This is a genomic window from Dyella halodurans (assembly GCF_026283925.1).
GTDB classification, from domain to species: domain Bacteria; phylum Pseudomonadota; class Gammaproteobacteria; order Xanthomonadales; family Rhodanobacteraceae; genus Dyella; species Dyella halodurans.
The window spans coordinates 160,216-185,932 of sequence record NZ_JAPDPF010000007.1 but is presented as its reverse complement, the minus strand read 5'-3'; the positions used below and the strand labels follow the sequence as shown (position 1 = coordinate 185,932).

The window sequence follows — 25,717 nt, the reverse complement described above, 5'->3', positions numbered from 1 at the left end:
TCCCTGGGCGGGGAAGGCGCAGACAGTTACGAAGTGACGCGCGACCAGAACTGCTTGACGCCGTCCACCCAGGTCTTCGCGCGCGGCGTGTGCTGATCAGCATCGCTAGCGGAGAAGGTGGCTTCGAGCTGCTCGAGCAGCTCGCGCTGCGCCTTGGTCAGGCGCACCGGTGTCTCCACCACCACGCGGCAGATCAAATCGCCGGTGCGACTGCTGCGCACCGACTTCACGCCACGCCCGCGCAAGCGGAACAGCTGGCCCGTCTGCGTTTCCGGCGGAATGGTGATGGCCACTTCGCCTTCCAGCGTGGGCACTTGCAGCTCGGCGCCCAGGGCAGCCTGCGAAAAACGGATCGGCAGCTCGCAATGCAGGTCGTTGCCGTCGCGCTGGAAGATCGCGTGCTCGCGCACGCGCACTTCCACATACAGGTCGCCCGCCTCGCTGCCGGCGGGGCCGGCTTCGCCCTGTCCGGCCAGGCGGATGCGATCGCCATTGTCCACGCCTGCGGGAATATTCACCGACAAGGCGCGGGTTTCCTGCAGGCGGCCTTCGCCGTCGCATTCCTTGCAGGGCTTCTCGATCGCCTGGCCACTGCCGCCGCAATGCGGGCAGGCCTGCTGGATCGAGAAGATGCCGTTCTGCATGCGCACGCGGCCATGACCCTGGCAGGTGCGGCACTGCACGGTCTTGCCGTCCGCCGAACCCGAGCCATTGCAATGATGGCAGTTGACCTGGGTGGGAATCTCGAACTTGCGCTCGACCCCGAACACGGCCTCCTCGAGGTCGAGCTCCATGATGTAGCGCAGGTCCGAGCCACGGCGCGCGCGACCGCGTCCGCCGCCCATGCCGAAGATGTCGCCAAAAATATCGCCGAAGATGTCGCCCATGTCGCCGAAGCCGGCACCACCGCGACCACCGCCCATGCCGTGCTCGAAGGCGGCATGGCCGTGCTGGTCGTACATCGCACGCTTCTGCGGATCGGACAGCACTTCGTAGGCCTCTTTGGCCTCCTTGAACTTCTCCTGCGCGTGCGGATCGTCCGGGCAACGGTCCGGGTGGAACTTCATCGCCAGCCGGCGGAACGACTTCTTCAGCTCGGCCTCGGTGACCGTGCGTTCGACGCTCAGGATTTCGTAGTAATCACGCTTGCTCATTGTTGCATCCGACATGGACCGCTCTCTTACATGAATCGCGCGATCCATGTCTCTTCAGCAAACAGCCCGCGCCTGGGTCGAGTCCCGGGCGCGGGCTGCGTTGGATCGGCAGCGCCGACCGGGACATCTTACTTCTTGTCGTCCTTGACTTCAGTGAACTCGGCGTCGACCACGTCGTCCTGGTGGCCGCCGGCCGGACCTTGCGGGCCAGCCTGGTGGGCACCGGCGTCAGCCTGGGCGCCGCCCTGGGCCGCTGCGTACAGCGCCTGGGCCACCTGCTCGAGCTTTTCGATCTTGGACTCGATGGCGCCCTTGTCGTCGCTGTCCTTGACCTTTTCCAGGTCGGACAATGCGCCTTCGATGCTGCTGAGCTGATCGGCCGGCACCTTGCCGCCGTGCTCCTTCAGCGCGCTGCGGGTGGCGTGCACCAGCTGGTCGGCCTTGTTGCGGGTGCTGACCAGCTCGTGGAACTTCTTGTCCTCTTCCTTGTTCGCCTCGGCGTCGGCGACCATGCGGTTGATCTCGTCCTCGGACAGGCCCGAGCCTGCCTTGATCTCGATCTTCTGCTCCTTGCCGGTCTTCTTGTCCTTGGCCGACACGTGCAGGATGCCGTTCGCGTCGATGTCGAAGGTGACCTCGATCTGCGGCATGCCGCGCGGAGCCGCGTCGATACCCTGCAGGTCGAACTTGCCCAGCGACTTGTTCGCGCTGGCGCGCTCGCGCTCACCCTGCAGCACGTGCACGGTCACCGCGGTCTGGTTGTCGTCGGCGGTGGAGAACACCTGCGAAGCCTTGGTCGGCACGGTGGTGTTCTTCTCGATCAGCTTGGTCATCACGCCGCCCATCGTCTCGATACCGAGCGACAGCGGGGTCACGTCCAGCAGCAGCACGTCCTTCACGGTACCGCCCAGCACGCCGCCCTGGATCGCGGCGCCGACAGCGACGGCCTCGTCCGGGTTGACGTCCTTGCGCGGCTCCTTGCCGAAGAAGTCCTTCACCGACTCCTGCACCTTGGGCATGCGGGTCTGGCCACCGACGAGGATCACCTCGTTGATGTCGGACACGCGCAGGCCGGCGTCATTCAAGGCGGTGCGGCACGGATCGATGGTGCGCTTGACCAGGTCTTCCACCAGCGCCTCGAGCTTGGCGCGGGTCAGCTTGATGTTGAGGTGCTTCGGACCGGAGGCGTCGGCCGTGATGTACGGCAGGTTCACTTCGGTCTGGTGGCTGGACGAGAGCTCGATCTTCGCGCGCTCGGCGGCGTCCTTCAGACGCTGCAGCGCCAGCGGATCCTTGCGCAGGTCCATGCCCTGGTCCTTCTTGAACTCCTCGACCAGGTAGTCGATGACGCGCATGTCGAAGTCTTCGCCACCGAGGAAGGTGTCGCCATTGGTGGCCAGCACTTCGAACTGCTTCTCGCCGTCGACTTCGGCGATCTCGATGATCGACACGTCGAAGGTGCCGCCGCCAAGGTCGTACACGGCGATCTTGCGGTCGCCGCCCTTCTTGTCCAGGCCATAGGCCAGGGCGGCAGCGGTCGGCTCGTTGATGATGCGCTTGACGTCCAGGCCCGCGATGCGGCCGGCGTCCTTGGTGGCCTGGCGCTGGCTGTCGTTGAAGTAGGCCGGCACCGTGATCACGGCTTCCGTGACCGGCTCACCGAGGTAATCCTCGGCGGTCTTCTTCATCTTCATCAGCACCTTGGCCGAGATCTCCTGCGGCGCCATCTTCTTGCCGTCGGCGGTCTGCACCCAGGCGTCGCCGTTTTCGTGGGCGACGATGCCGTAGGGCACGATGTGCAGGTCTTTCTGCACTTCAGCGTCGGTGAACTTGCGGCCGATCAGGCGCTTCACCGCGTAGAAGGTGTTCTTGGGGTTGGTCACGCTCTGGCGCTTGGCCGGCGCGCCCACCAGGACTTCGTTGTCCTTGGTGAAGGCCACGATCGACGGCGTGGTGCGATCGCCTTCCGAGTTCTCGATGACCTTGGCCGTGGTGCCATCCATCACGGCGACGCACGAGTTGGTCGTGCCCAGATCGATACCGATGATTTTGCCCATGTTGTCTACTCCCGAATGCTTTATAGCGACCCCTCGGCCGCAACTGGTTTCCAGATGGGGCCCGACGCCTGGCATCTCAATGCCGGCAAGACCTCCGATGCTTCTGCCCAGGCCCGAAGGGGGACGCGGTTCAGGCGTCCTCGCCCCCGGCAAGGCGTCAATCCTTCGCGACCGCCACCAGCGCCGGGCGCAGCAGTCGATCGTTCAACACATAGCCCTTCTGCAGCACGTTCACCACGGTATTGGGAGCAGCCCCCGGGGCATCGACGATGCTGACGGCGTGATGCTTTTCCGGATCCAGCGGCTGGCCCAGCGGATCGACCTGGACCAGGCCATTGTTCTCGGCAATCTTCAGCAGCGACTTCAGCGTGAGCGAGATGCCCTCGCGCACCGTGGCGACGTCGCCGCCCTCCACTTCCAGGCCACGCTCGAGGCCGTCGTAGACCGGCAGCAGCTCGTTCAACAGCTTCTCATTGGCGAAGCGGCGGGCTTGCTCCACATCACGCTGCAGGCGGCGGCGCTGGTTCTCAATCTCGGCCTTTTCGCGCAGCACGGTATCGCGCAGCTCGACATTGCTGGCCTCGAGCTCGGCGATGCGCGCCTTGAGTGCCTCCAGTTCGGCCTGGGGCGACTCGCCCTGTGCCTCGTTCGGTGCCTGTGGATCGTTGCTCTGCATGAATAACTCCAAGCCTTATCCGTGGCCGGTGCCCCCAGGGCGCCAGCCGTCAATCAATACTGCGGGTAAATCCCGCCTCCCGGGCGCGTTATAGGGTCGTGGCGGCGCGATTCAAGGCGTCGCTGAGCAAACCGGCCGTCGCCTGGACCACCGGGATCACCCGCTCGTAGGCCATCCGGGTGGGCCCAATGACGCCGACCGCCCCCAGCACGCGCCCCTGCGCGCCGTAACTGGCCGTCACCACGCTGCAGCCATCCAGCGCGGCGAAACCCGATTCCTCGCCGATGAAAAGCCGTACGCCGGGTGCCTTGGCGCAGACCTCCATCAGCTGCAGCAGCTCATTCTTCTTCTGGAACGCCTCGAACAACTCGCGCAGGCGCTCCAGGTTGGCCAGCTCGGAATAGCCCATGAGGTTGGTCTGGCCACTGACCAGGACGTCGTCGCTCTCGGTCTGTGGCGCAAACGAAGCCGCCGCCAGCTCCACGGCACTAGACAGCAACTGGTTGAGCTCCCCGCTGGTCTCACGCAGCTCGCGCAGCAAATGAGCGCGGATATCGTCCAGGCGCAGGCCGGCGAACTGGCTGTTGAGGTAGTTGGCGGCCTGCTCCAGTTCGCGGCCGTCGAGGGGCTTGGCCAGTTGCACGATGCGGTTCTGCACCTGGTTGTCCGAAAACACCAGGATCACCAGCACGCGACTGTCCGGCAGCGGCACAAAGTCGATGTGGCGCAGTGGAAAATCAACCTGCCGCGGCACCGTGACCACACCCGCAAAATGCGTCATCGCCGACAGCAGCGAGGACACGTTGCCCAGCAGGTCGCGCGTCGTAGTGGGCCCCGGGGGCAACTCCCGGCGCAGCCGGGCCATCTCGTCAAGCGGCAGCGGATGCAACTCGATGAGGCTGTCCACGAACAGGCGCAGGCCGCGAGGTGTGGGTATGCGACCCGCTGACGTATGCGGCGAGGCGACCAGGCCGGCCTCTTCCAGATCGGCCATGATGTTGCGGATGGTGGCCGGACTCACGTCCAATCCGGATGAGCGCGACAGCGTGCGCGAGCCCACCGGCTCGCCGTCGGCCAGATACTGGGCAATCAATGTGCGCAGCAGGCGTCGCGCGCGGGCATCGAGTTCGTGGCCGAAGGAAAGAGGCATGCTGTAGCAATCCGTGAGATAGAGAACAAATAAGGTCTCTCGCGCCTGCGCGCAAGCCCGGACACGGTTAACCGGTCCAACCAACCGCTACAATCCACCGACTTCACCATACCCTCGCCCATGCTTACTTCGCTCTACGTCCGCCATTTTGCCGTCGTTGAAGAAGCCGAGATCGCCTTCGGCCCGGGCCTTACCGTCGTCAGTGGCGAGACGGGTGCCGGTAAATCCCTGCTGGTCGACGCATTGATGCTGCTGGCTGGCGCCCGCGCCGACAGCGGGATGGTGCGCGCCGGCAGTGATCGGGCCGAGCTCACCGCCGAGTTCAGCCTCGATGACCTGCCCGAAGCGCGCGCATGGCTAAAGAACGAGGAACTAGACGAGGATGACACCTGCCAGCTGCGCCGGGTCATCCGCGCCGAGGGCAGCTCGCGCGCCTGGATCAATGGCCGTCCTGCCAACGCCAGCCAGCTGGGCGAGCTGGCCACCCTGCTGGTCGAGATCCATGGTCAGCACGAGCATCAGGCCCTGCTGTCGCGCGCCCATCAGCTGGAGCTGCTTGACGCTTATGCCGGCAACGAAACGCTGGTCGGGCAGATCCGCGAACTGGCCCAGCAGTGGCGCGACCTGGGTGCCCGCATCCGCAAGCTCAGCGGTGGCGACGATCGCGAACAGCGCATCGAACTCCTGAGTCATGAGTTGGGTGAGCTTGAGAAATGGGCGCTGCCCGCCGCTGAACTGAGCGAACTGGAGGCCAGCCACAAACGGCTGGCCAACGCCGGGCGCCTTGCCGAAGGCGCCAGCGGGGTGGTCGAGCTGCTCGATGGCGACAGCGAGTTTGCCTTGCGTCGCGCGTTGAGCCGGGCCCATATGGAACTGGGCAAGCTGGCGGCCCTGGACGACAAATTGGCGCCGGTGCTGGAGCTGCTGGACAACGCCTCGATCCAGCTCACTGAAGCTGCCGACGCGCTGGGGCGTTATGCGCAGGACGTCGACCTCGACCCCGAGCGCTACGCCGATGTCGACACCCATCTCACCAAGCTGCACGAACTTTCCCGGCGCCATCGCGTGCCGGTGGTCGAATTGCACGACAAGGCGTCGTCGCTGCGGGCCGAGCTCACGGAGCTGGAAGGTGCCGGCGATGCGCTCGAGCAGCTTGCCGCCCGGCGCCAGCAGCTGCAGCAGGACTACGACGCCAGCGCCTCCAGGCTCAGCGCATCGCGCCGCGATGCCGCGACGCGGCTAGGCAGCGAAGTGAGCGTGCTGATGGCCGAGCTTGGCATGAGCGGCGGCCGTCTCGTGGTCGAGCTGGAGGGATCGAACGAGCATGAGCCCGATGCCCAGGGCCGCGAGCGTTGCGAACTCCTGGTCAGCGCCAACCCCGGCCAGCCGCCGCGTCCACTGCGCAAGGTCGCGTCGGGCGGCGAACTGGCGCGCATCAGCCTGGCCATCGAAGTGGCGACGCTGGGCAAGGACACGGTCGGCACCATGGTGTTCGACGAGGTCGATACCGGCATTGGCGGCGCCGTCGCCGAAGTCGTCGGCCAGAAACTGCGCGCCCTGGGCGGGCAACGCCAGGTACTGTGCGTCACCCATTTGCCGCAGGTTGCCGCGCAAGGCCATGCGCATCTGCGCGTCAGCAAGGCCAGCGACGGCGAGTCCACCCGCACGCAAATCGAGAAGCTGGATGCCGGCGGGCGTCGCGACGAGCTGGCACGCATGCTGGGCGGCGTGGAGATCACCCGTGAGACGCGCGCGCACGCCAAGCAGATGCTGGATCGGGCGCAGGCCTAGGGCTTGTGCTCCCTCTCCCCTGCGGGGAGAGGGCTGGGGTGAGGGGCCAATCTCGCGACAAAACCTGGTTCGAAGCGGGCTCTAGTAGATGCCGAATCGCGAGCACCCGCCCTTTACCCCCTTTTCGGGGCTCACCTCAATCCTCTCCCCAGTGGGGAGAGGAAGGCATTAGGCACGCCGCGGCAACATGCCCCGCTCAGTCGCCATGCGGTACAGATCCAGTTCCGAACCCGCCCCCAGCTTGCCCATCAGGCTGGCGCGGTGGATGTAGACCGTCTTCTGGCCAATGCCGAGTTCGCCAGCCACCTGCTTGGGCGCTCGGCCGGCCGCCAGCAGCAGGAACACTTCGCGCTCGCGCGCGGTCAGGCGATGAATCGGATCGAGTCCCTCGCTCGGTCGCTCGGCGCGACGGCGGCGCAGATCGGAGCTGAGGAAGCATTCGCCCTGCATCACGGCGCGCAGGCCGGCCACCAGTTCCTCCGGCGCCACGCCCTTGGTCACGTAGCCGCTCGCACCGCGACGCAGCGCCTCTGATACGTAAGGCTCACCGTCATGCATGCTCAGCACCACGATGCGCGTGTCCGCGGCGACGCTGCGCAAGTGCTCGATCAACGGCAGCCCGCTGCCGTCGGGCAGTGAGAGATCGAGCGCCACGAGATCAGGCCGCCGCAAGCCAACCGCTTCCACCGCATCATCGGCGCAGCGGCACTCCGCCACCACCTCAAGATCCGGTTCCAATTCGATCAGCCGCTTGAACCCCTCGCGGACGATGGCGTGGTCATCGACCAGGACAATGCTGTACATGACCGCATGTATAGCAGCCTCGGTGATGGCCGCCTATACCCCGGCGCGTATCAGCCGCCGGGCGCCATGTAACATCCCGCGCATGCCATCGAAATCATTATCGATTCCCGGTTCCACCCTCATGCTCGGGCTGGCGTATTTCCTGCTCTGGCTCCTGCTATGGCCGACCGAACAGCCCTACTGGATGCTGCCTTACGGCCTGCGTTTCGGTGCGCTGTTGCTGGCGCCCATGCGCATGTGGCCGTGGCTGCTGGGCGCGGAGTTCGCAGCTACCGGCTTGATTGCCATCGCCAATGGCCTGCCCCTGGGCTGGCTGGGCTTCTTTTTGGGCGAGTTTCCCGAACCCATCGTGGTAACGATCTGCCTGTCGCTGATGCGGCGAGCCAATCTCCACGCCAGCCTGCGCGACCCGGAAGACGTTGCCCGCCTGCTGCTCTCGGCGGCGTTCACCGTAGCGGCCACCACCGCTACCGACGCCGTCCTGCTCGCCCTCGTTCACGCCAGTCCCACCTCGGACCTGCTGGTCCAGGCCATGGGCCAGGATCTGCTGGGCAACTATGTGGGCGTGCTGCTGGTCGTGCCGTTGCTGGTCATGCTGCTGCGGGCGCGACTGCGCAAACGCGCCCTGGGCAGCCTGCTGATGGACGGCCTGCTGGTGCTGCTGCCGTCGTTGGCGATCCTGATGGTGTTGTCCTCGCACGGTGCGCCGCAGCCCCAGTTCGCCCGGGTTCTGTCGCTGGCACCCGTGCTGTTCTTCGCCTTCCGGCACGGCTGGCGCGGCGCCAGCCTGGCCATGCTGATTTCCAGCCTCGGCATGACCGTGGTCGATCACATATCGGGCCACGGTACCCCTGGCGCCGCCGGCGAGCTGTTCCTAGCCGTGGCTGGCACCGGCGCCCTGATGCTTGGCTCGGCCACCGATGCGTTGCGGCGCAGCAGTGAGCGTGTCGCCGAACAAAACGTTTATCTGGCGGCGGTCAATCGACGCCTGGACCATCTCGCCCGCCAGCTACGCGACGCCGCACGCGGCAACCTGCAGGCCGAGGAAAACCAGCGCCGCCACATGGCCGCGGAGCTGCACGACGAGCTCGGCCAAAACCTCACCGCCATCCAGACCCACGTCAAGCTGGCGCAATCGCGCCTGGCGCAGGCCGGCATGGACGATATCGGCATCTCGATCAATGCCATCCTGGGTCACATGCGACGCGCCCTGCACCGGCTGCTGGACGACTTGCGCCCCGCCGTACTGGATGAGTTCGGCCTGCTGCGTGCCCTGGATGAAGGGCCGATCCGCGATTTGCTCAACGCCGCTGGCGTCGCCTATCACACCGAGTTGCACGGGGACCCGCGCCTGCTCGACGACGACACCCGCACGGTGATCTATCGCCTGGTGCAGGAGAGCGCCACCAACGCGGTCAAGCACGCCCAGGCGGACCTGTTCCAGCTGCGCCTGCGTATCGGTGAACGACAAGGCGTGGCGATGGCCCTGCTCGACATCAGGGATAACGGCATTGGCCTGCCAGCGCGCATGCCGCGTGGTGGCAGGGGCATGCAGGGCATGCGTGACCGGGTGACCTCACTGGGCGGCCTGTTCCGCGTGCGGCCCGAATCGCAGGGCGTGCATCTGCGTATTTTGTTGCGCAGCAACACAAATATTGCCGATTTGTCACGGGCTTAGAGCACAGGCATAGGAAATTTTCTGATACCCGCTTCGTGAAGGGTTCGTTAGTCTCGGTTCATCGATGTGGGGGAGCCACCATCGCAAGATGGTGAGCCATGTCAACCGTGGGGACGGTGGGCATGAAGGACGGCAGGATGCCGTTCCGCCGGAATCGGTGGCATAGCCAGGTTGAGCGAGCAACTCGCCTTCATATGGAGCCATCCGGTAACGGATCAGCCGTTGGGCGGACAGGAGTCCTCCCGCGGCTTTTTTTATGGGCGAACGCCTGACTGCGGCGCCAAAGAAAAAGGCCGGCAACGCGCCCGTCGCCGACCCTCGTTGCGACGCCTTGATCGGGCCTTACTTGGTCCGATGCTTCGGACGCACGTAGAGCACCAGGCTGTGGTCCTCGATGACGTAACCGTGGCGTGCCGCAATTTCGTGCTGCAGCCGCTCGATCTCCTCGCTGACGAACTCAATCACTTTTCCGCTGTCCACATCGATCATGTGGTCATGGTGTTTGCCGCGATCCAGTTCGTAGACGGCCTGGCCACCCTCGAAATTGTGCTTGACCACGATACCGGCTGCCTCGAACTGGGTCAGCACGCGGTACACCGTGGCCAGGCCGATGTCTTCCTGGTGGGACAGCAGGCGTTTGTAGATGTCTTCGGCGGTAAGGTGGTGAGCCTCCTCGTCTTCGAAGATCTGCAGGATCCGCATGCGCGGGTGCGTCACCTTGAGGCCGGCTTTGCGCAGTTCTTTGGTTTCCTGTTCCATAGCCAACTCCACGCACACGGCGCCACGGGGCCGTTAGTGTATCATCCGACACCTTTACGATCCGGACGCAACACGCATGCAAAAGCTGATTCGCACGCTGGGTTTTGCCATGCTGGCCCTTTCTCTGGCCAGCTGCCGTCTTATCTATACCCCAGACGTGTACCAGGGCAACCTGCTCGACAAGAAAACCGTGGATCAGCTGCAGCCCGGCATGACCAAGCGTCAGGTGCTGGTGTTGATGGGTTCCCCGTCGGTGAACTCGCCGTTTAGCCAGAACCAGTGGAACTACGTATCCACCCAGCAGCACCGTGGCGGCCCGGTCAAGATCCGCACGCTGACGCTGACCTTCAATAACGACTCCCTGGTCCGCACCGATGGCGACTTCTTTGCCGAAGACGCGCAGAAGCTGGTGAACGACACCAAGAAGTACCACGCCAGCTATCCGGTCGATGAAACCTCCGGTGACAAGAGCACGGGTGGCGGGTCGGACAAGAAGGACAGCGGCAAGGACGGCGGCGGCAACTGACGTCGCCCTGCCGGCGCCGCATCAGCCCTCGTGGGCCCGGCGCCGGCGCGCTTCCTTCGGATCGAGCGTGAGCGGCCGGTAGATTTCCACCCGATCGCCCTCGTCCAGCACATGGTCCGGCGCAGCCTTGCGGGAGAAAATCCCCAGGCGCGCCGGGTCGATCACCAACCCTGGTACGGCCTGGGCGATGCCTGAAGCCTCGATCGCCTGCATCACCGTGCTGCCCGCCGGCAAGGTCAGGCGACGCACGAACTGGCGTTCCGGTTCCGCGTAGACGACGTTGACCGTGATCTGCTCAACCATAGGTGCGCTCAGCCTCGCGGCAAAAGTCGTCCACCATGCGGCCGGCAAGTCCCTGGAAGCCCAGCTTGAGCGCAGTGCCTCCAAGACGGCCGGCATAATCGAAGTCGAGCGCAAAGGACACCTTGCAGCCCGCGTCGCCTAGCGCGATGAACTCCCACAAGCCGTCGAGGCTGCGGAACGGCCCGTCGACCAGGCTCATATGCAGTCGCTGCGGACGCACCGTGGTATTGCGCGTGGTAAAGCTCTGCCGAAAGCCGGCGTACTTGAGATCCAGCCGCGCCACCAACACATCGTCCCCGCGCTCGAGTATCTCGGCGGCGACACACCAGGGGAAACGCTTTGGGTATGCTTCGACTTCGTTGACCAGCTCGAACATCTGGGCTGGCGAATATCGCACCAGGGCGCTGCGGCGGATCTCGATCACATCAGCCTCTTTCGGAATCATCTGGATCCAGGCCACATGGCCGGATCATCATCAGGGCAAACAGCCCGAAGTTTAACGGACATGGCCAAGGCTAAGGACAAAGACAAGAAGGCTGGCGGCACCATCGCGCTCAACAAGCGCGCGCGCCACGAGTATCACATCGACCAGCGCTTCGAGGCCGGGCTTGAGCTGCAGGGCTGGGAGGTGAAGTCGCTGCGTGCCGGTCGCATCAATTTCGGCGACAGCTACGCCATGGTCCTCAGGGGCGAGATATTCCTTATAGGCACCTCCATTCCGCCGCTGATCAGTGCTTCCACCCATGTCGTGGCGAACGATCGCCGCACGCGCAAACTGCTGCTCCATCGCGCCGAGATCGACACGCTGATCGGTGCCGTCGAGCGCAAGGGCTACACGCTGATCCCCATGGCCCTGTACTGGAAGGGCAACAAGGTGAAGGTGGAAATCGGCCTGGCCAAGGGCAAGCAGGATCACGACAAACGCGACGCCGAGAAGGAACGCGACTGGCAGCGCGAGAAGCAGCGCACCATGCGCGCGCACAATCGCGCCTAAGAGCCTGCTCGTCGCTCAGACGAGCGACATGCTCATGGCATCGACCGCAGTGCTGAATCCGAAGCGCTCGTAAAGCGCGCGTGCCTGGGGCTCGGTGCGCAGGCTCAACACATCCACGCCCTGCTCGCGCGCCGCCGCACCCACGGCCGACAACAAGGCCAGCGCGATGCCTGCCTTGCGGTGCGCCGGTTTCACGTACACGTTGTGCAGGTGCCAGCCGAGGCCACGCGGGTAGTAAGCCGAGGGCATGCGCGGATAGGGATTGACGGCGACGCAACCGGCCACGCGGCCATCCAGTTCCGCCAGCCAGACCTGCAAGCGGCCATCGGCCAGGGCTTCGTCGATCCAGCTGCGCAGGTGGTCCGCGAAGCCATCTTCCAGCCGCTGCCCGAGCTCCTCGAGAAACGTGCAACGCAAGTCGGTCATCAAGCCCGCATCGGACAACCCCGCCAATCGTATCCGCAACATGTTTCCCCTCCCCTGCATGGTTGCCTTGCCCACCATAGAGGCTGGCGGTCCGCCGTGCGCGGCCTTGATGTATTCGCGCGAACCTCCATATACTGCCGGACCAGCAATACGATCTTCCCCGGGGGTGTCCTGGCTTCGACGGGGGTAGTGAGATGGCTTGGTGCATGCCGAGGGGGCAGCTTTCCTCGTTAATCCAGCGGCAAACTCATAGTTGCCAACGACGACAACTACGCTCCCACCGCTCTCGCCGCCTAATACGCTGCGATAACGGCATGGTCGCTTAAGACCGAGCCCCAAACCTACTTGTGTCTGTGCTCGTAGCAATTTGGGTCACTATCACGGAATCGCCCGAAACTGCCGCCTGTCGGTCAGGGCTAAATCAAGCAGGCTGGCCCTTCGATGCGCTTTGCACATCGTGCTGTCGCGGGGCGAGATCCAACGGTGAGCTAAGCATGTAGTACCGGGCGTCAAACGCCTTCGGACGCGGGTTCGACTCCCGCCACCTCCACCAATAGCAAAACGCCCGGCAAGTGATTGCCGGGCGTTCTTGTTTGGACGTTCATGCCCTACGAGACGGCCCACGAAGTCACCGCCCGCAAATTCGAGCTGATCAAAAGCAGGTCAAGCCGGCTCCGGCTTTGCGCCGGGATCCACACCAAAAGGTTCACACTGCCAACGCGTCGCAGGAGTACCGTCAAGGCACTGGGGCATTGCGAGGTTTGGATCATGGCTAATATTTTCGGTACGACCTCGAACGGCTTTGCCTATGAGGGCGAGTACGAGCCCTCGGCCAACGGCAGCGTGCGCTGGATGGCGACGTTTCGCTTTCACGGAATCTACCGTGGCATGCGGCACGGAAGGGTCTTTGACGCGTCCAAGCTTCCGGCGGCCGACTTGCAGACCGCGGTCAAGGATGACATTGAAGGCGTGTGGGTGAACGTGCATTAGGGCCGTGGTTTCCGTCACGACGTCGAGGCTTTTCCGGGGCTGGACTGCCGACAAGCCGAACGGCTCGGTGACATGACAAGACGGCACCAGACCGACTTGCACGGAGCCACGCCACGTCGAAGCATCGGGCCGACACATATGCAAAGTGTCCGTGCCAGGCGATGTAGTCATGGTCGGTTTGGCGGTTGCCGATCACCTGCCTCCGCACTCTTCCTTTTCAGCGCTGGGCACCCGGACGTGGTGAATCAATCCGGCCGCGCTTTCAGGTACCGCTTTTAGGGAAGCAAAGACGCTTGCCGCCAAAGTGCGGTCAGCGCCTGTCGGCATGGCCGCATACGGCGACGCGGCCAAGCCCTACAGGTACGAGTGAGACTATTTGCTACTTTCGGCCAATCATCAACGCCGTCTCTCGTGGGGCTACGTCGGTGACCATTGCAGCGATGTAGTGAAGTAGCGCGGATCGCATGAGTTGCATGCTCACGCAATCCGCTGACCATAGCCAACTACGGAGGAGTTGATCATGGCTATGCCGGATCATAAGGCACTCGCTCGCCCGCTGAATCCCCATGGCGGCAAATCCATCCCATCTCTCGGTCGTCCGCATCGTACGGCGGACACGCTTGGGAAATCACGGCAGCAGCTTGCCCTGCGCGTAGACGCCATCAACGCGGCGAAGAACGATATCGCTTTGTTGGTGATCGAAAGCGAGGCCGCGCGCAAAGCCCTCGCGCGCGGCGCATCCATGCGGTCCGGCTGTTGGCCGCTTCCGCAGGTTTGCACGCAAAACCTGGCCGCCGCAATCCACTTTCTCGATCAATACGCCGAGTTGCTCAGACGTGAGCCGATGATGGAGTCCTAGAGTCCTATGGTCGCCCCGCGGTGTACCGCGTTATGAGTACGGTGCGCCGCACCTGGACGATCAAGGACGGCAGACGGTGAGAGTTTTCCTTCAAGAAACACGACCTCCGCCCGCCAGGCAGCTCAGGAAAAACGCTAGCTGGTTGGGATGCTTCTGACCCGGCCGCCGCGCCGATGCCTGGTCCACCTTTGGCCGGGTATCGCTGCATTCAAATCGTGCTGGTCTTGCCACCATCCATCGGAATCACGGCGCCCGTGACATAGCTCGAAAGCGACGATGCGAGAAACACCGCGACGTTGGCGATTTCTGCAGGCTCGGCCATGCGTCCCATGGGAATTTCCGCAAGTTGCTCGGCGAGCAGTTCATCGGTTGGGCGACCGGTGGCGCGTGAGGAGGCATTGAGGCCTTCCTGCGCACGACCGGTGCGCGTGAGGCCGGGATTGATCACGTTGACGCGCACGCCTTGCGCGGCATAAGCGCTGGCGTAGCCCACGGAAGCGAGCATAAGTGCGGCGTTGGCGGCACCGCCGCCGATATGCATCGGGTTCGCCTGGCGTCCGCCCTGCCCCACGACGTTGACGATGCTTCCGCGTCCGCGCGCTGACATGTGGCGGATCACCGGGTCGATGATATGCATGTAGGTAAAGTATTTGGCCTGCATGGATGCATGCATCGCATCGGCATGTAACTCCGCGACGGGTGTACGCTTCGCTGCACCGGCGCAATTGACCAAGACGTCGATCGGACCGAACTCGTTCTCGATGTACTCGGTCACCATCTGGGCGGCGACGCTATCGGTGAGGTCGGCTGCTGCCACCTCCATGGACAGTCCTTCGCGCTGCAGATCGTGCTGGGCGGCATGCAGGTGGGCGAGGTCACGCGAGATGCCCACGACTCTCGCACCTTCGCGCGCAAACGCCATGGCGCACGCCAGGCCAATGCCCTTGCTGGCCCCGGTGACGACCGCCACACGCCCGCTCAAACCGACATCCATGGACTGCTTCCTGGTGGAGCTGGAAGGCCATTGAAGCACGACCTTCACCAAGGCGCCGTGAGGTGATGCCTGTCACCTGCGATGCCTGATGGCCGCCCCTGCCTTGCTGGGCTCGGTCGGCGGAGCATTCCCCCGGCTTCCAGGCGCCATGGCCCGCCCGGATCGCTCGTTCAGCCCTATAGGCCATCAGTCATGTTGCGAATTTCCGACTCGCCTGTTGACAGCTAAAGATCTGGTGTTATAGTTCACTACAACACCGGTCCACGAGGTCACTAAAGGAGTACAGCCATGAAAGCGAACCTACTAGCACTGACCGCCGCCGCCCTGTTCACCACGGCAGGCCTGGCCGCCATCAACTCCAATGTCCACGCCGTTCCTGCCAGCGAAATCAACGGTGTACGGGTTATAACCCTGGCACCGATCGAGGTCCGCCCGACCGCCGAAGATTTCCGCGCCGCGGCACTGAGCGAGGCTGGCGTGGCCACCGCGACGGTCTCACACCTGCTGAGCCCGGCTTCCCCGGCCAACGCCAGTGTGCTCGGGGCCCAGTTGGCCATGCCCTACTATTCGTTTGGCACCACGTTCGGCCGTATCAGCAAGGAATAAATGCATATGACCATCACCTGGAACGACAGCGTCCCGATCTACCGCCAATTGCGCGAACGCGTAGTGGCCATGATCCTGGACGGCGCCTTGAACGAGGGCGACCCGCTGCCGTCAGTACGCCAGGTGGCAGCGGACTTTCAAATCAACCCGCTGACTGTTTCGAAGGCGTACCAGGAACTGGTCGATGATCAACTGGTGGAAAAAAGGAGGGGTTTGGGCATGTTCGTCATTGATGGAGCCAGGGAAGCGCTGCTTAAGTCCGAACGTGAGCGCTTCCTTCGTGAGGAATGGCCCTCGCTCTTCGCCCGGCTGCAGCGCCTGGGGCTGGATCTGAAAACCCTGCTGCGGGAAGCGCCGGACCACGCGCCGGCTAACGGGGAGAACCAGTCATGAACGCGGTTGTGACGGCCACTGGTCTGACCAAGCGATACAAGAACACCCTCGCCCTGGACGATGTGAGCTTCCGGATCGAGTCCGGCCGCATCGTCGGGTTGATCGGACCCAACGGCGCAGGCAAGACCACCGCGCTGAAGGCGATCCTCGGCCTGACCGATTTCCGGGGCGAGCTGAACGTACTTGGCTTCGATCCGCGCAGCCAGCGCGACCGCCTGATGGAGCAGGTGTGCTTTATCGCCGACGTCGCGGTGCTGCCGCGCTGGATCCGCGTGCGCGAGGCCATCGATTTCGTCGCCAACGTGCACCCGCGCTTCAATCGCGCCAAGTGCGAGGCTTTCCTGGCACGCACCAAACTCACGCCCGACCAGCGCGTGAAGCAGATGTCCAAGGGCATGATCGTGCAGTTGCACCTGGCCCTGGTCATGGCCATCGACGCGCGCCTGCTGGTACTGGACGAACCCACGCTGGGCCTGGACATTCTCTATCGCAAGCAGTTCTACCAGAGCCTGCTGGAGGACTACTTCGACGAGAACAAGACCATCATCGTCACCACGCACCAGGTCGAGGAAATCGAACACATCCTCACCGACCTGATGTTCATTCGCGACGGCAAGCTGGTGCTGGATACCGATATGGATGCCGTGGGCGAGCGCTTCGCCGAAGTCATGGTCAGCGCCGACAAGGCCGAGGCCGCGCGCCAGCTGAAACCACTGGATGAGCGCCAGGTGTTCGGCAAGAGCATCTTCCTGTTCGATGGCGCCGACCGCGCCGTGCTGGAACGCATGGGCGAAGTCAGGCGCCCCACAGTCAGCGACCTGTTTGTCGCCACCATGAAGGGGACTTACGCATGAAGACCTTCTACTGGCTCATGAAACGCGAATACTGGGAGCATCGCGGCGGCCTGCTGTGGGCCCCTGTGATTACCGGCGCGGTGTTCCTGATTCTCAACCTGATGGCGATCATCACCGCAGAAGTGCTCGGCTCGCGCCATGGCGCCATGATGATCGGCGGCAACGATTTCCGCACGATGATCGAACATGCGGACGCCGGCGACCTGGCCAACATTGGCTCGGCCGTGGACGTGGCGATGCTCTCTTCGATGAGCCTGATCGGCATCGTCATGGGCCTGGTGGTGCTGTTCTACTGCCTGGGTTCGCTGTACGACGATCGTCGTGACCGCAGCGTGCTGTTCTGGAAATCGCTGCCGGTATCCAACACCAGCACCGTGCTCTCGAAAGTGGTCAGCGCAGCAGTCATTGCACCCGTCATCGCGGTGTTCGTGAGTATCATCTGCGGTGTGATGCAACTGTTTATCTACGCCGTCGTGCTGTCGCTGCATGGCGTGAACATCTGGCAGTTGCTGACACTGGCGCATCCGTTCCGGGTCATCGGCAGCTTGCTCAGCGCTGTTCCGCTGTACAGCTTGTGGGCCCTGCCCGCGGTCGGCTGGCTGATGTTCTGCTCGGCCTGGTCACGCACCAAGCCTTTCCTGTGGGCGATGGCGGTGCCGGTGGTCGTCGGCCTGATGGTGAGCTGGTTCGGCATCATGGGCTTGTTCAACCTGCCGACGGCCTGGTTCTGGACCCATGTCGTACAGCGCGTACTGCTCAGCGTGTTCCCCGGTTCGAGCATCGTGTTCAGCGACCACAACCTGAGCTCCATGTCGGACATGGACTCCAACGATCCGCTTAGCGTGCTGTCCCCCGGTCACACCTACGGCCTGCTGGCCACCCCGAATCTGTGGCTGGGCGTGGTGGCCGGTGCCGCACTCATCGCCGGTGCCATCTGGTTCCGCCGGGTTCGTGACGACAGCTGATGTGTTTTGCCCCACCGGCACCTTCCGCATGGATGCGGAGTGCCGGTGGGGCAAGCTTTTGAGATCGACGTATGGCCTGAGTGGTACGACCGCCAGAGCTCACCCGCGGACGACGCGGGTGGTACCACCGCCGGAGCTGACGCGCGCGCGGTCACCCGGGCGGAAATCATTCGACGTCCCCGGTTGCACGATGTTCAACCGTCGACCGGAATCCAGCAGTACGCCCACTTCCACACCGGCCGTACTCGAGCCACGACCGATGGCATTGCCCGCCAGGCCGCCACCGACGGCGCCAGCCACCGCACCAGCCGTATTGGCGCGGGTGCCGCTGCCGATGTTGCTACCTACGATGCCACCCAGCACGGCACCCGTCGCCGCACCCAAGGTGGAGTTACCCGGCTGAATCGTCACATCACGCACGGTCTCCACCACGCCCAGCTCGACGCTCTGCGCCGTCATGGCCTGATTTGAACTGAACCTGTTGGCGCTAGGTTGCGTCTCACAAGCGGAAACGAGCAGTCCAACACAGAGCGCGAACGAAAGGGTGCGAAGCGCATTGAGACTGGCATTCATAAAAGTCATCTCCTCACTTTCTGCAGGTGAAATGGACGGCAAGTAAAGCTTCGGCTCGCGGTGCAACCTCGGTGCGTCAACCGTTCGGGACATGCGTGCACGCCAAGTGTGCTGCGCTAAGTGAGCACACCGAATGTGCATAAAAGGTGTGTGCGAGCGGTCGTTCCTGCCGGGTCCATGGCCGGGTTGCCTCCGGTTTATCGAAGCGCGTTGCCCTGGGCTGCGGATGCCCGCGCCGGCGCCCGTTCAGCGATGTCCTGCGCTCGAAATTTGGTTGGCGCGAAGGTGGATGGCCATGCCATGATCGATAGCCGATGGTTCCTGCGACACCCCATTCGCCCCGCCTTCCGTGGCAGGGGCTGAACCACACCTCGTATGATCGGCCGGAGCGGCAGCCACCTTGCACCGAGCTCAGGTTTTGAACCCCGGATAAGGAGTGCCATCACATGATCCTTCGACGTCTTCCCTGCTTGTTGGCGATGGCCGGCGTGATCGCCGCCTGCAGCAACTCGTCCAACGATACCCAGGTGTTCGGCGGTCATACCGACATCATCAACCACCGCATCACCCTGCAGGACGGCCAGGTCACCGTCCACGCTGAAGGCGTACCGGATGCCGTTGTCGATGGCAGCGGCAAGCTCAGCATCGACGGCCGTGAGGTGCCCGTGAACGACGCGCAGCGCGCCTTGCTGCAGCGCTACAACGCATCGGCGCAGGCCATGCGTGCGGACGCCATCGCCACCGGCAAAGCCGGCGCGGCAACGGCGGCCAAGGCGGTCGGCTCGGTGGCGAGCAAGCTTGCCGGCAACGACGAAGACAAAGCCACCGCCCACGATCAGATCGAGGCGGCAGCGAACGACGTGAAGCTGGCCGCCGCGAAGATTTGCGACGACGTGGCCAGCATGAAGGCGGCGCAGGACCAATTGGCGACCCAGCTCGACGCGTTCAAGCCCTACGCCTCGGCACTGGGCGAAGCGAATGTCGAGAAGTGCCGCGAGCATGCTTCGAACTGAGGGCGCACGGCACCGCGGCGGGTAACTCAACCGCCGCCACCGCCTCCGCCATGGATGCCACCGCGCGTGAGCGTCATCGGGTCGAGCAGTTTCTGTAGCTCGCTCTTCGACAAGCCTGTGGTTTCCAATGCCACATCGAGGATCGGGCGCTTTTCCTTGTAAGCCTGCTTGGCCGTCGCGGCGCCCTTCTCGTAACCGATCACCGGATTGAGCGCGGTGACCAGGATCGGGTTCTTGTCCAGGGCTTCCTTCACCCGCGCCGTGTTGACCTTGAAGCCGGCGATCGCCTTGTCGGCCAGCAGGACGCTGACGTTGGAGAGAATGCCGATCGACTCCAGCAGGTTATACGCCACCAGCGGCAACATCACGTTGAGCTGGAAATTGCCCGACTGGCCGGCAATGGTAATCGCCGCATCGTTGCCGATGACCTGGGCGGCCACCATCGCGGTGGCTTCGGGTATCACCGGATTGACCTTGCCCGGCATGATCGACGAACCCGGCTGCAGCGCCGGCAATTCGATTTCGCCCAGGCCGGCCAGCGGGCCCGAGTTCATCCAGCGCAGGTCGTTGGCGATCTTCATCAAGGCCACCGCCAGCGTTTTCAGCTGGCCGGACAGTTCCACCGCGGCGTCCTGTGCCGCCATGCCTTCGAAGTAGTTCTCGGCGGATTCGAAACGTATGCCGGTGAGCTTCTTCAACTCGCGCGCTACCGCCGCGCCGAACCTGGGATCGGCGTTGATGCCGGTGCCGACGGCCGTACCACCCAGCGGCAGCCGGCGCATGCGCTTGAGGCTGTCGTCGATGCGTTCGATGGCCGTGCCGATCTGTGCGGCCCAGCCGGACAACTCCTGGCCAAACGTCACCGGCATCGCGTCCATCAAGTGCGTGCGTCCCGTCTTCGGCACGTTGCGCAGTTCGCGCGCACGGCGGTCGATGGTGCGCTTGAGATGCTTGAGCGCCGGCAGCAGTTGCTCGCTGGTGGTGAGCGTGGCGCTGACATGGATCGCGGTGGGAATCACGTCGTTCGAGCTTTGCCCATAGTTGACGTGATCGTTCGGGTGGATCCTGCCACCCGCCTTGTTGGCGAGATGGGCGATCACCTCGTTGGCATTCATATTGGTGCTGGTGCCCGAACCGGTCTGGAATACATCGATCGGGAACTGCTCGTCGTGCTCACCCTCGGCCACCGCCAGCGCGGCCCGCCGTATCGCCGTGGCCTGGGTCTTCTTCAGGTAGCCCAGCGCCAGGTTGGCGTCGGCCGCGGCGGCCTTGATCAGGCCCAGCGCGCGGATAAAGCTGCGCGGCAGGTGCAGACCAGAGATGGGGAAATTGTCCACGGCGCGCTGGGTCTGGGCGCCATACAGCGCCTTCGTCGGCACCTTCAATTCGCCCATGCTGTCGTGTTCGATGCGGAACTGACTCATATCCTTGCGATTCCTGGCGTTAAGGGTGCTCTGATCTATTCAACGAGGGTGTCACCGGTTCTGTCTGCCCGCAGATGTGTGCTGCGTCGGCGAAGGCAGGCTGGCTGCCTGTCGAGGCGGCGCGGCGCGCAGCTGCGGGCAGACAGAACCGGCCCTGCGGGTGATGTCCAGAAAGGCCGCAGGGTGCGGTGCGCGGCTTGCCCAGGCAGCCAGCCTGCGCGGCGCCACGCCCCACACCCTGCGGCCTTTCTGGACATCATGCCACCCTCGTTGAATAGATCAGAGCACCCTTAGTTGGGGGCACTATAGGCCCGGCGCCGTTAGCGCGCCGCCAAGAGCGGCCCGGACGGGGCTTCGGGAGTCTGTTGTAAAATGAGCGCTTTCCCGCCTTTGGAACACCCCCCGATGTCCTCCCATGCCCTGACCGCCCTGTCGCCGCTGGACGGCCGCTACGCCAGCAAGGTCGAAACGCTGCGCCCGATCTTCAGCGAATTCGGACTCATGCACCGCCGCGTGCACGTGGAGATCGAGTGGCTGCTGGCCCTGGCCGCCGACCCGGGCATCGTCGAGCTGCCGGCGTTCTCAGCGGCGCAGATCGCCAAGCTCAAGGCGATCGCGGCGGATTTCAGCGTGGATGACGGTGCGCGCATCAAGACCATCGAGGCGACCACCAACCACGACGTCAAGGCGGTGGAGTACTTCATCAAGGAGCGCATCGGCAACGATGCGTCGCTGGCCCAGGCCAAGGAATTCGTGCATTTCGCCTGCACCAGCGAGGACATCAACAACCTGTCCTACGCGCTGATGCTGCGCGATGCACGCGAGCAGGTGCTGCTGCCGGCCTTCGACGGCATCATCGCCAAGCTGCGCGAGCTGTCGCATGCGAATGCCGCGCTGCCGATGCTGTCGCGCACGCACGGCCAGACCGCTTCGCCGAGCACGCTGGGCAAGGAGCTCGCCAACGTGGTCGCGCGCCTGGAACGCCAGCGCAAGCAGCTCGCCGCGCTGGAAGTGCCCGGCAAGATCAACGGCGCCGTGGGCAACTACAACGCCCATGCGATCACCTATCCGGAACTGGACTGGCGCGGCTTCTCGCAGCGCTTCGTGGAAAGCCTGGGACTGGACTACAACGCCTACACCACCCAGATCGAACCGCATGACGGCGTCGCCGAGTACTGCGATGCCGTGCGCCGCGCCAACATCATCCTGATCGACCTGGCGCGCGACGTGTGGGGTTACATCTCGCTGGGCTACTTCAAGCAGGCGCTGAAGGCCGGCGAAGTCGGTTCCTCGACCATGCCGCACAAGGTCAACCCGATCGACTTCGAAAACGCCGAAGGCAACTTCGGCCTCGCCAATGCCCTGCTCGGCCACTTCGCCGAGAAGCTGCCGATCAGCCGCTGGCAGCGTGACCTCACCGACTCCACCGTGCTGCGCGCGCTCGGCACCGCGTTCGGTCACACCATGGTGGCGCTGGAATCGCTGAAGAAGGGCCTGGGCAAGCTCACCGTCAACGCCGACCGCCTCGCTGCCGACCTCGACGCGAGCTGGGAAGTGCTGGCCGAAGCCGTGCAGACCGTGATGCGCCGCTATGGCCTGCCGGAGCCGTACGAGCAGCTCAAGGCACTGACGCGCGGCCAGGGCATCACCAGGGATTCGATGCGCACCTTCATCACCGGCCTGGATCTGCCGGCCGATGCGAAGCAGCGTCTGCTCGATCTCACGCCAGGTGGCTATATCGGCCTGGCGGAGCCGTTGGCGCGGGATATCTGAAACCGCACTGCTCCCTCTCCCTTCCGGGGAGAGGGCTGGGGTGAGGGGACAATCTTGCAACAGAAGATGCTCGAAGCGCGCTCTATTGAGACCTTCCCGCGAGCACCCTCCCTTTACCCCCTTTTAGGGGCTCACCTCAGTCCTCTCCCCAACGGGGAGAGGAAGCTGGAGCACTACTCCACTTCGTCTGATCCTTCGTTGACGCCTTCGAACAGGAACGTCGACAGATAACGCTCGCCCGTATCGGGCAGCATGGCCAGCAGCACCGAGCCTTCCGGTGCGTCCTTCGCGACCTTGAGTGCCGCCGCCAGCGTGGCGCCGGCCGAGATGCCGACGAAGATGCCTTCCTTCTGCGCCAGATCACGTGAGGTGTCTCGCGCCAGCACATCGTCCACCGGCAGGATCTGGTGCACCACGTCGCGGTTGAGCACGGCCGGCACGAAGTCCGGGGTCCAGCCCTGGATCTTGTGCGGCTGCCATTCGTTGCCTGTCAGCAGTGCCGCACCGGCCGGCTCGCTGGCAATCAGCTTCACCTCGGGACGTGCCACCCGCAGCACCTCGCCCACGCCGGTCAGGGTGCCGCCGGTGCCCCAGCCGGTGACGAAATAATCCAGCCGGCGACCGGCGAAATCACGCAGGATTTCCGGCGCCGTCGTGTTGCGGTGATACGCCGGGTTGGCCTCGTTCTCGAATTGCCGCGCCAGGAACCAACCGTGCTTCTCCGACAGCTCCTTGGCCTTGCGCACCATGCCGCTGCCGCGTTCGGCCGCCGGCGTCAGCAGCACCTTGCCACCGTAGGCGCGAATCAGCTTGCGTCGCTCGATGGAGAACGTCTCGGTCATCACCGCCACGAAGGGATAGCCGCGCGCCGCGCACACGGCCGCCAGGGCCACGCCCGTATTGCCGGAGGTGGCCTCGACCACCGTTTGCCCCGGCTTCAGCAGGCCGCGCTGCTCCGCATCGATGATGATGGCGTAAGCCAGGCGGTCCTTCACCGAACCGGCCGGATTGAACGCCTCAACCTTCACGTACAGGGTCACGTGTTTCGGCGCCAGTCGATGAATGCGCACGATGGGCGTATTACCGATGGTGTCGAGAATGCTGTCGTAAATCATGAGGTCACTCCGTGGCACGGTATGAAAGGAGGGTACGGATAGGCGCAGAATCGCCCGCGATGGTGCGCCGGCGCATGGAAAGGTTACGTCAAGCGGTCAGCGCCTCGGGCTCGGGCGACGATACCGGAAGCGCGGCTCCCAGCGGCGGACGGCCAAACCATGCGAGCGTCGGGGCAAGCGCCGCGACCTCGCCGATGATCAGCAAGGCGGGCGAGCGCACGTCGTAGCCGGTGGCGCGCTCGACCAGGGTCGACAAAGTACCGGTGATCACGCGCTGCTCGGGGCGCGAGCCGTTTTCGATGATCGCAAACGGCGTCGTTCCGGCCCGGCCATGCGCGATCAGGCGTTGCTGCAACCCGGGCAATTCACTGGTTCCCATATAGACGGCCAGCGTCTGCCGCTCCTGCGCCAGCGCCTGCCAATCAAGCGTGTCGATCGATCCCTGGCAATGCGCCGTGACCAGGCGCACCGACTGGGCATGGTCGCGATGGGTCAGCGGAATCCCGGCGTAGGCCGCGCAGGCCAATGCCGCCGTGATGCCGGGAACCACTTCGTAGGCAATGCCGTGTCCCTGCAGGAACTCCAGCTCTTCGCCGCCGCGCCCGAACACGAAGGGATCGCCGCCCTTGAGCCGCACGACACGGCGGCCCGCCCTGGCATGCTCCAGCATCAGCGCATGGATCTGGGCCTGGGTGGTGTGATGGTTGCCGGCCTGCTTGGCCACTTCGATGCGTTCGGCGTCGCGACGCGCCAAGGCGAGCACCTCGGCACTGACCAGCCGGTCGTGCAGGATCACGTCGGCCTCGTTGAGCGCACGCAAGCCGCGCAAGGTGAGCAGGCCGGGATCACCCGTGCCCGCGCCCAGCAGCACCACGGATCCGGCAGGACTGGCGCTGGTCGCATCCAGCAGGCGTTTCACCGCGGTCTCGGCCAGCGCCGGCTGTTGCCTTCGCAGCAGACCCGGTACGGGACTGCTGAACAATTGATCGTAGAACCGCCGCCGCGCCGCCAGGTCCGGCAGACGCGCGCGGATGCGCGAACGCATGGCGGCCAGCAGCGAAGCCAAGGGACCGATCACTGGATCAATCAATACCTCCAGTCGCTCGCGCAGCAGACGCGCCAGCATGGGGGCGTGGCCACCGGAAGAAATGGCGATGGTCACCGGGGCGCGATCGATCACCGCCGGCACATGAAAACTCGACAAGGCCGCATCGTCGACCACGTTGACGAGCAGGCGCCGCGCCTCGGCCAACGCGGCGATCCGCGTGTGCAGGGCTGGATCATCGGTGGCGGCAATCACCAGCCAGGCATCGTCGAGCCAGGCTTCCTCGAAGCTGCCCGCGCGCCATTCGATGCGCCCCTGATCCACCCACGCCTGCAAGCCGGGACTGAGCCTGGGAGCACCCACCGTCACGCGCGCTCCCGCCTCCAGCAGCGCAGCCGCCTTGCGTTCGCCGACCGCGCCGCCGCCAACCACCAAGGCCGGGCGCCCGGAGAGATCCGCGAACAAGGGGTACAGCTTCATCGATCCACAGGCTCCGTCAGGGGGAAGCGCCTAGCGCTCCGACCCACGCTAGGCAAGCACCCGCCGACGCACAAATGATTTGTGCGTCCACCGATATGCCCGCCGGTTATAAGTCCCGGCTGCCGCGCCAAAAGCATTGACGCAACGCAACAACCGCTGTATAGACGTCTAATTAACCATCAGAACCGACGCGGAAGCGCCTTGGACCACCATCGCAAAGCCATCAGCATCGATGTCACCCGCTGCCAGCGCGAGCGGTCCGTGTCGCGCCGCGTGATGCGATGTATCCGCCCTGCGAGCCCGAGCCACCATCTT

General features: G+C 64.4%; 26 protein-coding genes and 1 other RNA gene. 13 read left to right on the top strand and 14 right to left on the bottom strand.

The window, feature by feature from the left end; genetic code table 11:
* Positions 1-26 precede the first annotated feature (26 nt).
* The 4 genes from dnaJ to hrcA form a co-directional block, all read right to left on the bottom strand.
* The gene (dnaJ, locus tag OUZ49_RS15110) at positions 27-1,154 is read right to left on the bottom strand and encodes a molecular chaperone DnaJ (RefSeq protein ID WP_266151323.1); all 1,128 of its coding nucleotides are present in this window, start codon (positions 1,152-1,154) and stop codon (positions 27-29) included.
* A 128-nt stretch (positions 1,155-1,282) separates the two neighbouring features.
* A complete protein-coding gene (gene dnaK / locus OUZ49_RS15105; RefSeq protein WP_266151322.1) occupies positions 1,283-3,211 on the bottom strand; it encodes a molecular chaperone DnaK in 1,929 nt (642 codons plus the stop codon).
* A 157-nt stretch (positions 3,212-3,368) separates the two neighbouring features.
* Positions 3,369-3,887, bottom strand: a complete 519-nt coding sequence (gene grpE, locus OUZ49_RS15100; RefSeq protein ID WP_266151321.1) for a nucleotide exchange factor GrpE — start codon at positions 3,885-3,887, stop codon at positions 3,369-3,371.
* A gap of 88 nt (positions 3,888-3,975) precedes the next feature.
* Positions 3,976-5,037, bottom strand: a complete 1,062-nt coding sequence (hrcA, locus tag OUZ49_RS15095; protein WP_266151319.1) for a heat-inducible transcriptional repressor HrcA — start codon at positions 5,035-5,037, stop codon at positions 3,976-3,978.
* A gap of 120 nt (positions 5,038-5,157) precedes the next feature.
* On the opposite strand from hrcA, the gene recN reads away from it, so the two are divergent.
* Positions 5,158-6,828, top strand: coding sequence for a DNA repair protein RecN (gene recN, locus OUZ49_RS15090; protein WP_266151318.1), 1,671 nt, complete (start codon positions 5,158-5,160; stop codon positions 6,826-6,828).
* Positions 6,829-6,996: 168 nt separating this feature from the next.
* On the opposite strand, the gene OUZ49_RS15085 is transcribed toward recN, so the two are convergent.
* On the bottom strand, positions 6,997-7,632 hold the full coding sequence (locus OUZ49_RS15085; protein WP_266151317.1) for a response regulator transcription factor: 636 nt from the start codon (positions 7,630-7,632) through the stop codon (positions 6,997-6,999).
* Positions 7,633-7,714: 82 nt separating this feature from the next.
* Between OUZ49_RS15085 and OUZ49_RS15080 the strand changes: the two genes are divergently transcribed.
* A complete protein-coding gene (locus tag OUZ49_RS15080) occupies positions 7,715-9,310 on the top strand; it encodes an MASE1 domain-containing sensor histidine kinase (RefSeq protein ID WP_266151437.1) in 1,596 nt (531 codons plus the stop codon).
* Between the two features lie 342 nt (positions 9,311-9,652).
* On the opposite strand, the gene fur is transcribed toward OUZ49_RS15080, so the two are convergent.
* Positions 9,653-10,069 (bottom strand): ferric iron uptake transcriptional regulator, encoded by a 417-nt coding sequence (fur, locus tag OUZ49_RS15075; protein WP_266151316.1) that lies wholly within the window; start codon positions 10,067-10,069, stop codon positions 9,653-9,655.
* A gap of 76 nt (positions 10,070-10,145) precedes the next feature.
* On the opposite strand from fur, the gene OUZ49_RS15070 reads away from it, so the two are divergent.
* On the top strand, positions 10,146-10,595 hold the full coding sequence (locus OUZ49_RS15070) for an outer membrane protein assembly factor BamE (RefSeq protein ID WP_266151315.1): 450 nt from the start codon (positions 10,146-10,148) through the stop codon (positions 10,593-10,595).
* A 21-nt stretch (positions 10,596-10,616) separates the two neighbouring features.
* Here the strand turns inward: OUZ49_RS15070 and OUZ49_RS15065 are convergent, their stop codons facing one another.
* Together OUZ49_RS15065 and OUZ49_RS15060 are read right to left on the bottom strand one after the other, a co-directional pair.
* Complete coding sequence (locus OUZ49_RS15065) at positions 10,617-10,898, bottom strand: RnfH family protein (RefSeq protein ID WP_266151313.1); 282 nt, start codon at positions 10,896-10,898, stop codon at positions 10,617-10,619.
* Positions 10,891-11,322, bottom strand: coding sequence for a type II toxin-antitoxin system RatA family toxin (locus OUZ49_RS15060; RefSeq protein ID WP_266151436.1), 432 nt, complete (start codon positions 11,320-11,322; stop codon positions 10,891-10,893). Before OUZ49_RS15060 ends, OUZ49_RS15065 begins: the two co-directional genes overlap by 8 nt.
* 81 nt (positions 11,323-11,403) lie before the next feature.
* Here OUZ49_RS15060 and smpB point away from each other — a divergent pair, with 81 nt between their 5' ends.
* Positions 11,404-11,892 (top strand): SsrA-binding protein SmpB, encoded by a 489-nt coding sequence (gene smpB / locus OUZ49_RS15055; protein WP_266151311.1) that lies wholly within the window; start codon positions 11,404-11,406, stop codon positions 11,890-11,892.
* 15 nt (positions 11,893-11,907) lie between these two features.
* Here smpB and OUZ49_RS15050 read toward each other — a convergent pair whose 3' ends face one another.
* A complete protein-coding gene (locus OUZ49_RS15050) occupies positions 11,908-12,360 on the bottom strand; it encodes a GNAT family N-acetyltransferase (protein WP_266151310.1) in 453 nt (150 codons plus the stop codon).
* Between the two features lie 120 nt (positions 12,361-12,480).
* On the opposite strand from OUZ49_RS15050, the gene ssrA reads away from it, so the two are divergent.
* The 3 genes from ssrA (at position 12,481) to OUZ49_RS15035 (ending at position 14,167) form a co-directional block, all read left to right on the top strand.
* Positions 12,481-12,871, top strand: a transfer-messenger RNA (tmRNA) gene (ssrA, locus tag OUZ49_RS15045).
* 215 nt (positions 12,872-13,086) lie between these two features.
* The gene (locus OUZ49_RS15040) at positions 13,087-13,308 is read left to right on the top strand and encodes a TonB-dependent receptor (protein WP_266151308.1); all 222 of its coding nucleotides are present in this window, start codon (positions 13,087-13,089) and stop codon (positions 13,306-13,308) included.
* A 520-nt stretch (positions 13,309-13,828) separates the two neighbouring features.
* Entirely contained in the window at positions 13,829-14,167 is a 339-nt protein-coding gene (locus tag OUZ49_RS15035; protein ID WP_266151307.1) for a hypothetical protein, read from the top strand.
* 208 nt (positions 14,168-14,375) lie between these two features.
* On the opposite strand, the gene OUZ49_RS15030 is transcribed toward OUZ49_RS15035, so the two are convergent.
* Complete coding sequence (locus OUZ49_RS15030; protein WP_266151306.1) at positions 14,376-15,161, bottom strand: SDR family NAD(P)-dependent oxidoreductase; 786 nt, start codon at positions 15,159-15,161, stop codon at positions 14,376-14,378.
* A gap of 288 nt (positions 15,162-15,449) precedes the next feature.
* Between OUZ49_RS15030 and OUZ49_RS15025 the strand changes: the two genes are divergently transcribed.
* The 4 genes from OUZ49_RS15025 to OUZ49_RS15010 are packed head-to-tail and all read left to right on the top strand — an operon-like array spanning position 15,450 to position 17,979.
* On the top strand, positions 15,450-15,767 hold the full coding sequence (locus OUZ49_RS15025) for a hypothetical protein (RefSeq protein ID WP_266151305.1): 318 nt from the start codon (positions 15,450-15,452) through the stop codon (positions 15,765-15,767).
* Positions 15,768-15,773: 6 nt separating this feature from the next.
* Entirely contained in the window at positions 15,774-16,160 is a 387-nt protein-coding gene (locus OUZ49_RS15020) for a GntR family transcriptional regulator (protein WP_266151304.1), read from the top strand.
* On the top strand, positions 16,157-17,014 hold the full coding sequence (locus tag OUZ49_RS15015; RefSeq protein ID WP_266151303.1) for an ABC transporter ATP-binding protein: 858 nt from the start codon (positions 16,157-16,159) through the stop codon (positions 17,012-17,014). Before OUZ49_RS15020 ends, OUZ49_RS15015 begins: the two co-directional genes overlap by 4 nt.
* Complete coding sequence (locus tag OUZ49_RS15010) at positions 17,011-17,979, top strand: hypothetical protein (protein ID WP_266151302.1); 969 nt, start codon at positions 17,011-17,013, stop codon at positions 17,977-17,979. Before OUZ49_RS15015 ends, OUZ49_RS15010 begins: the two co-directional genes overlap by 4 nt.
* Positions 17,980-18,078: 99 nt before the next feature.
* Here the strand turns inward: OUZ49_RS15010 and OUZ49_RS15005 are convergent, their stop codons facing one another.
* Complete coding sequence (locus OUZ49_RS15005) at positions 18,079-18,438, bottom strand: outer membrane lipoprotein (RefSeq protein WP_266151301.1); 360 nt, start codon at positions 18,436-18,438, stop codon at positions 18,079-18,081.
* Positions 18,439-18,998: 560 nt separating this feature from the next.
* Here OUZ49_RS15005 and OUZ49_RS15000 point away from each other — a divergent pair.
* The gene (locus OUZ49_RS15000; RefSeq protein WP_266151300.1) at positions 18,999-19,565 is read left to right on the top strand and encodes a DUF2884 family protein; all 567 of its coding nucleotides are present in this window, start codon (positions 18,999-19,001) and stop codon (positions 19,563-19,565) included.
* A gap of 26 nt (positions 19,566-19,591) precedes the next feature.
* Here OUZ49_RS15000 and OUZ49_RS14995 read toward each other — a convergent pair whose 3' ends face one another.
* Positions 19,592-20,989 (bottom strand): class II fumarate hydratase, encoded by a 1,398-nt coding sequence (locus OUZ49_RS14995; RefSeq protein WP_266151298.1) that lies wholly within the window; start codon positions 20,987-20,989, stop codon positions 19,592-19,594.
* A 405-nt stretch (positions 20,990-21,394) separates the two neighbouring features.
* Between OUZ49_RS14995 and purB the strand changes: the two genes are divergently transcribed.
* A complete protein-coding gene (purB, locus tag OUZ49_RS14990) occupies positions 21,395-22,762 on the top strand; it encodes an adenylosuccinate lyase (RefSeq protein WP_266151297.1) in 1,368 nt (455 codons plus the stop codon).
* A 173-nt stretch (positions 22,763-22,935) separates the two neighbouring features.
* Here the strand turns inward: purB and cysK are convergent, their stop codons facing one another.
* Together cysK and cysG are read right to left on the bottom strand one after the other, a co-directional pair.
* Positions 22,936-23,877, bottom strand: a complete 942-nt coding sequence (gene cysK / locus OUZ49_RS14985) for a cysteine synthase A (RefSeq protein WP_266151296.1) — start codon at positions 23,875-23,877, stop codon at positions 22,936-22,938.
* Between the two features lie 88 nt (positions 23,878-23,965).
* Positions 23,966-25,402, bottom strand: coding sequence for a siroheme synthase CysG (gene cysG / locus OUZ49_RS14980; RefSeq protein WP_266151294.1), 1,437 nt, complete (start codon positions 25,400-25,402; stop codon positions 23,966-23,968).
* Between the last annotated feature and the right edge of the window lie 315 nt (positions 25,403-25,717).

Bases quoted from the DNA above. Each gene is read 5' to 3' on its own strand.
- hrcA (WP_266151319.1), bottom strand. From the start codon at position 5,037: ATGCCTCTTTCCTTCGGCCACGAACTCGATGCCCGCGCGCGACGCCTG.
- OUZ49_RS15040 (WP_266151308.1), top strand. From the start codon at position 13,087: ATGGCTAATATTTTCGGTACGACCTCGAACGGCTTTGCCTATGAGGGC.
- dnaJ (WP_266151323.1), bottom strand. From the start codon at position 1,154: ATGAGCAAGCGTGATTACTACGAAATCCTGAGCGTCGAACGCACGGTC.
- smpB (WP_266151311.1), top strand. From the start codon at position 11,404: ATGGCCAAGGCTAAGGACAAAGACAAGAAGGCTGGCGGCACCATCGCG.
- purB (WP_266151297.1), top strand. From the start codon at position 21,395: ATGTCCTCCCATGCCCTGACCGCCCTGTCGCCGCTGGACGGCCGCTAC.
- OUZ49_RS14995 (WP_266151298.1), bottom strand. From the start codon at position 20,989: ATGAGTCAGTTCCGCATCGAACACGACAGCATGGGCGAATTGAAGGTG.
- grpE (WP_266151321.1), bottom strand. From the start codon at position 3,887: ATGCAGAGCAACGATCCACAGGCACCGAACGAGGCACAGGGCGAGTCG.
- dnaK (WP_266151322.1), bottom strand. From the start codon at position 3,211: ATGGGCAAAATCATCGGTATCGATCTGGGCACGACCAACTCGTGCGTC.
- OUZ49_RS15050 (WP_266151310.1), bottom strand. From the start codon at position 12,360: ATGTTGCGGATACGATTGGCGGGGTTGTCCGATGCGGGCTTGATGACC.
- OUZ49_RS15025 (WP_266151305.1), top strand. From the start codon at position 15,450: ATGAAAGCGAACCTACTAGCACTGACCGCCGCCGCCCTGTTCACCACG.
- OUZ49_RS15015 (WP_266151303.1), top strand. From the start codon at position 16,157: ATGAACGCGGTTGTGACGGCCACTGGTCTGACCAAGCGATACAAGAAC.
- OUZ49_RS15030 (WP_266151306.1), bottom strand. From the start codon at position 15,161: ATGGATGTCGGTTTGAGCGGGCGTGTGGCGGTCGTCACCGGGGCCAGC.
- OUZ49_RS15065 (WP_266151313.1), bottom strand. From the start codon at position 10,898: ATGGTTGAGCAGATCACGGTCAACGTCGTCTACGCGGAACCGGAACGC.
- recN (WP_266151318.1), top strand. From the start codon at position 5,158: ATGCTTACTTCGCTCTACGTCCGCCATTTTGCCGTCGTTGAAGAAGCC.
- OUZ49_RS15085 (WP_266151317.1), bottom strand. From the start codon at position 7,632: ATGTACAGCATTGTCCTGGTCGATGACCACGCCATCGTCCGCGAGGGG.
- OUZ49_RS15005 (WP_266151301.1), bottom strand. From the start codon at position 18,438: ATGACGGCGCAGAGCGTCGAGCTGGGCGTGGTGGAGACCGTGCGTGAT.
- fur (WP_266151316.1), bottom strand. From the start codon at position 10,069: ATGGAACAGGAAACCAAAGAACTGCGCAAAGCCGGCCTCAAGGTGACG.
- OUZ49_RS15020 (WP_266151304.1), top strand. From the start codon at position 15,774: ATGACCATCACCTGGAACGACAGCGTCCCGATCTACCGCCAATTGCGC.
- cysG (WP_266151294.1), bottom strand. From the start codon at position 25,402: ATGAAGCTGTACCCCTTGTTCGCGGATCTCTCCGGGCGCCCGGCCTTG.
- OUZ49_RS15035 (WP_266151307.1), top strand. From the start codon at position 13,829: ATGGCTATGCCGGATCATAAGGCACTCGCTCGCCCGCTGAATCCCCAT.
- OUZ49_RS15000 (WP_266151300.1), top strand. From the start codon at position 18,999: ATGATCCTTCGACGTCTTCCCTGCTTGTTGGCGATGGCCGGCGTGATC.
- OUZ49_RS15080 (WP_266151437.1), top strand. From the start codon at position 7,715: ATGCCATCGAAATCATTATCGATTCCCGGTTCCACCCTCATGCTCGGG.
- cysK (WP_266151296.1), bottom strand. From the start codon at position 23,877: ATGATTTACGACAGCATTCTCGACACCATCGGTAATACGCCCATCGTG.
- OUZ49_RS15070 (WP_266151315.1), top strand. From the start codon at position 10,146: ATGCAAAAGCTGATTCGCACGCTGGGTTTTGCCATGCTGGCCCTTTCT.
- OUZ49_RS15010 (WP_266151302.1), top strand. From the start codon at position 17,011: ATGAAGACCTTCTACTGGCTCATGAAACGCGAATACTGGGAGCATCGC.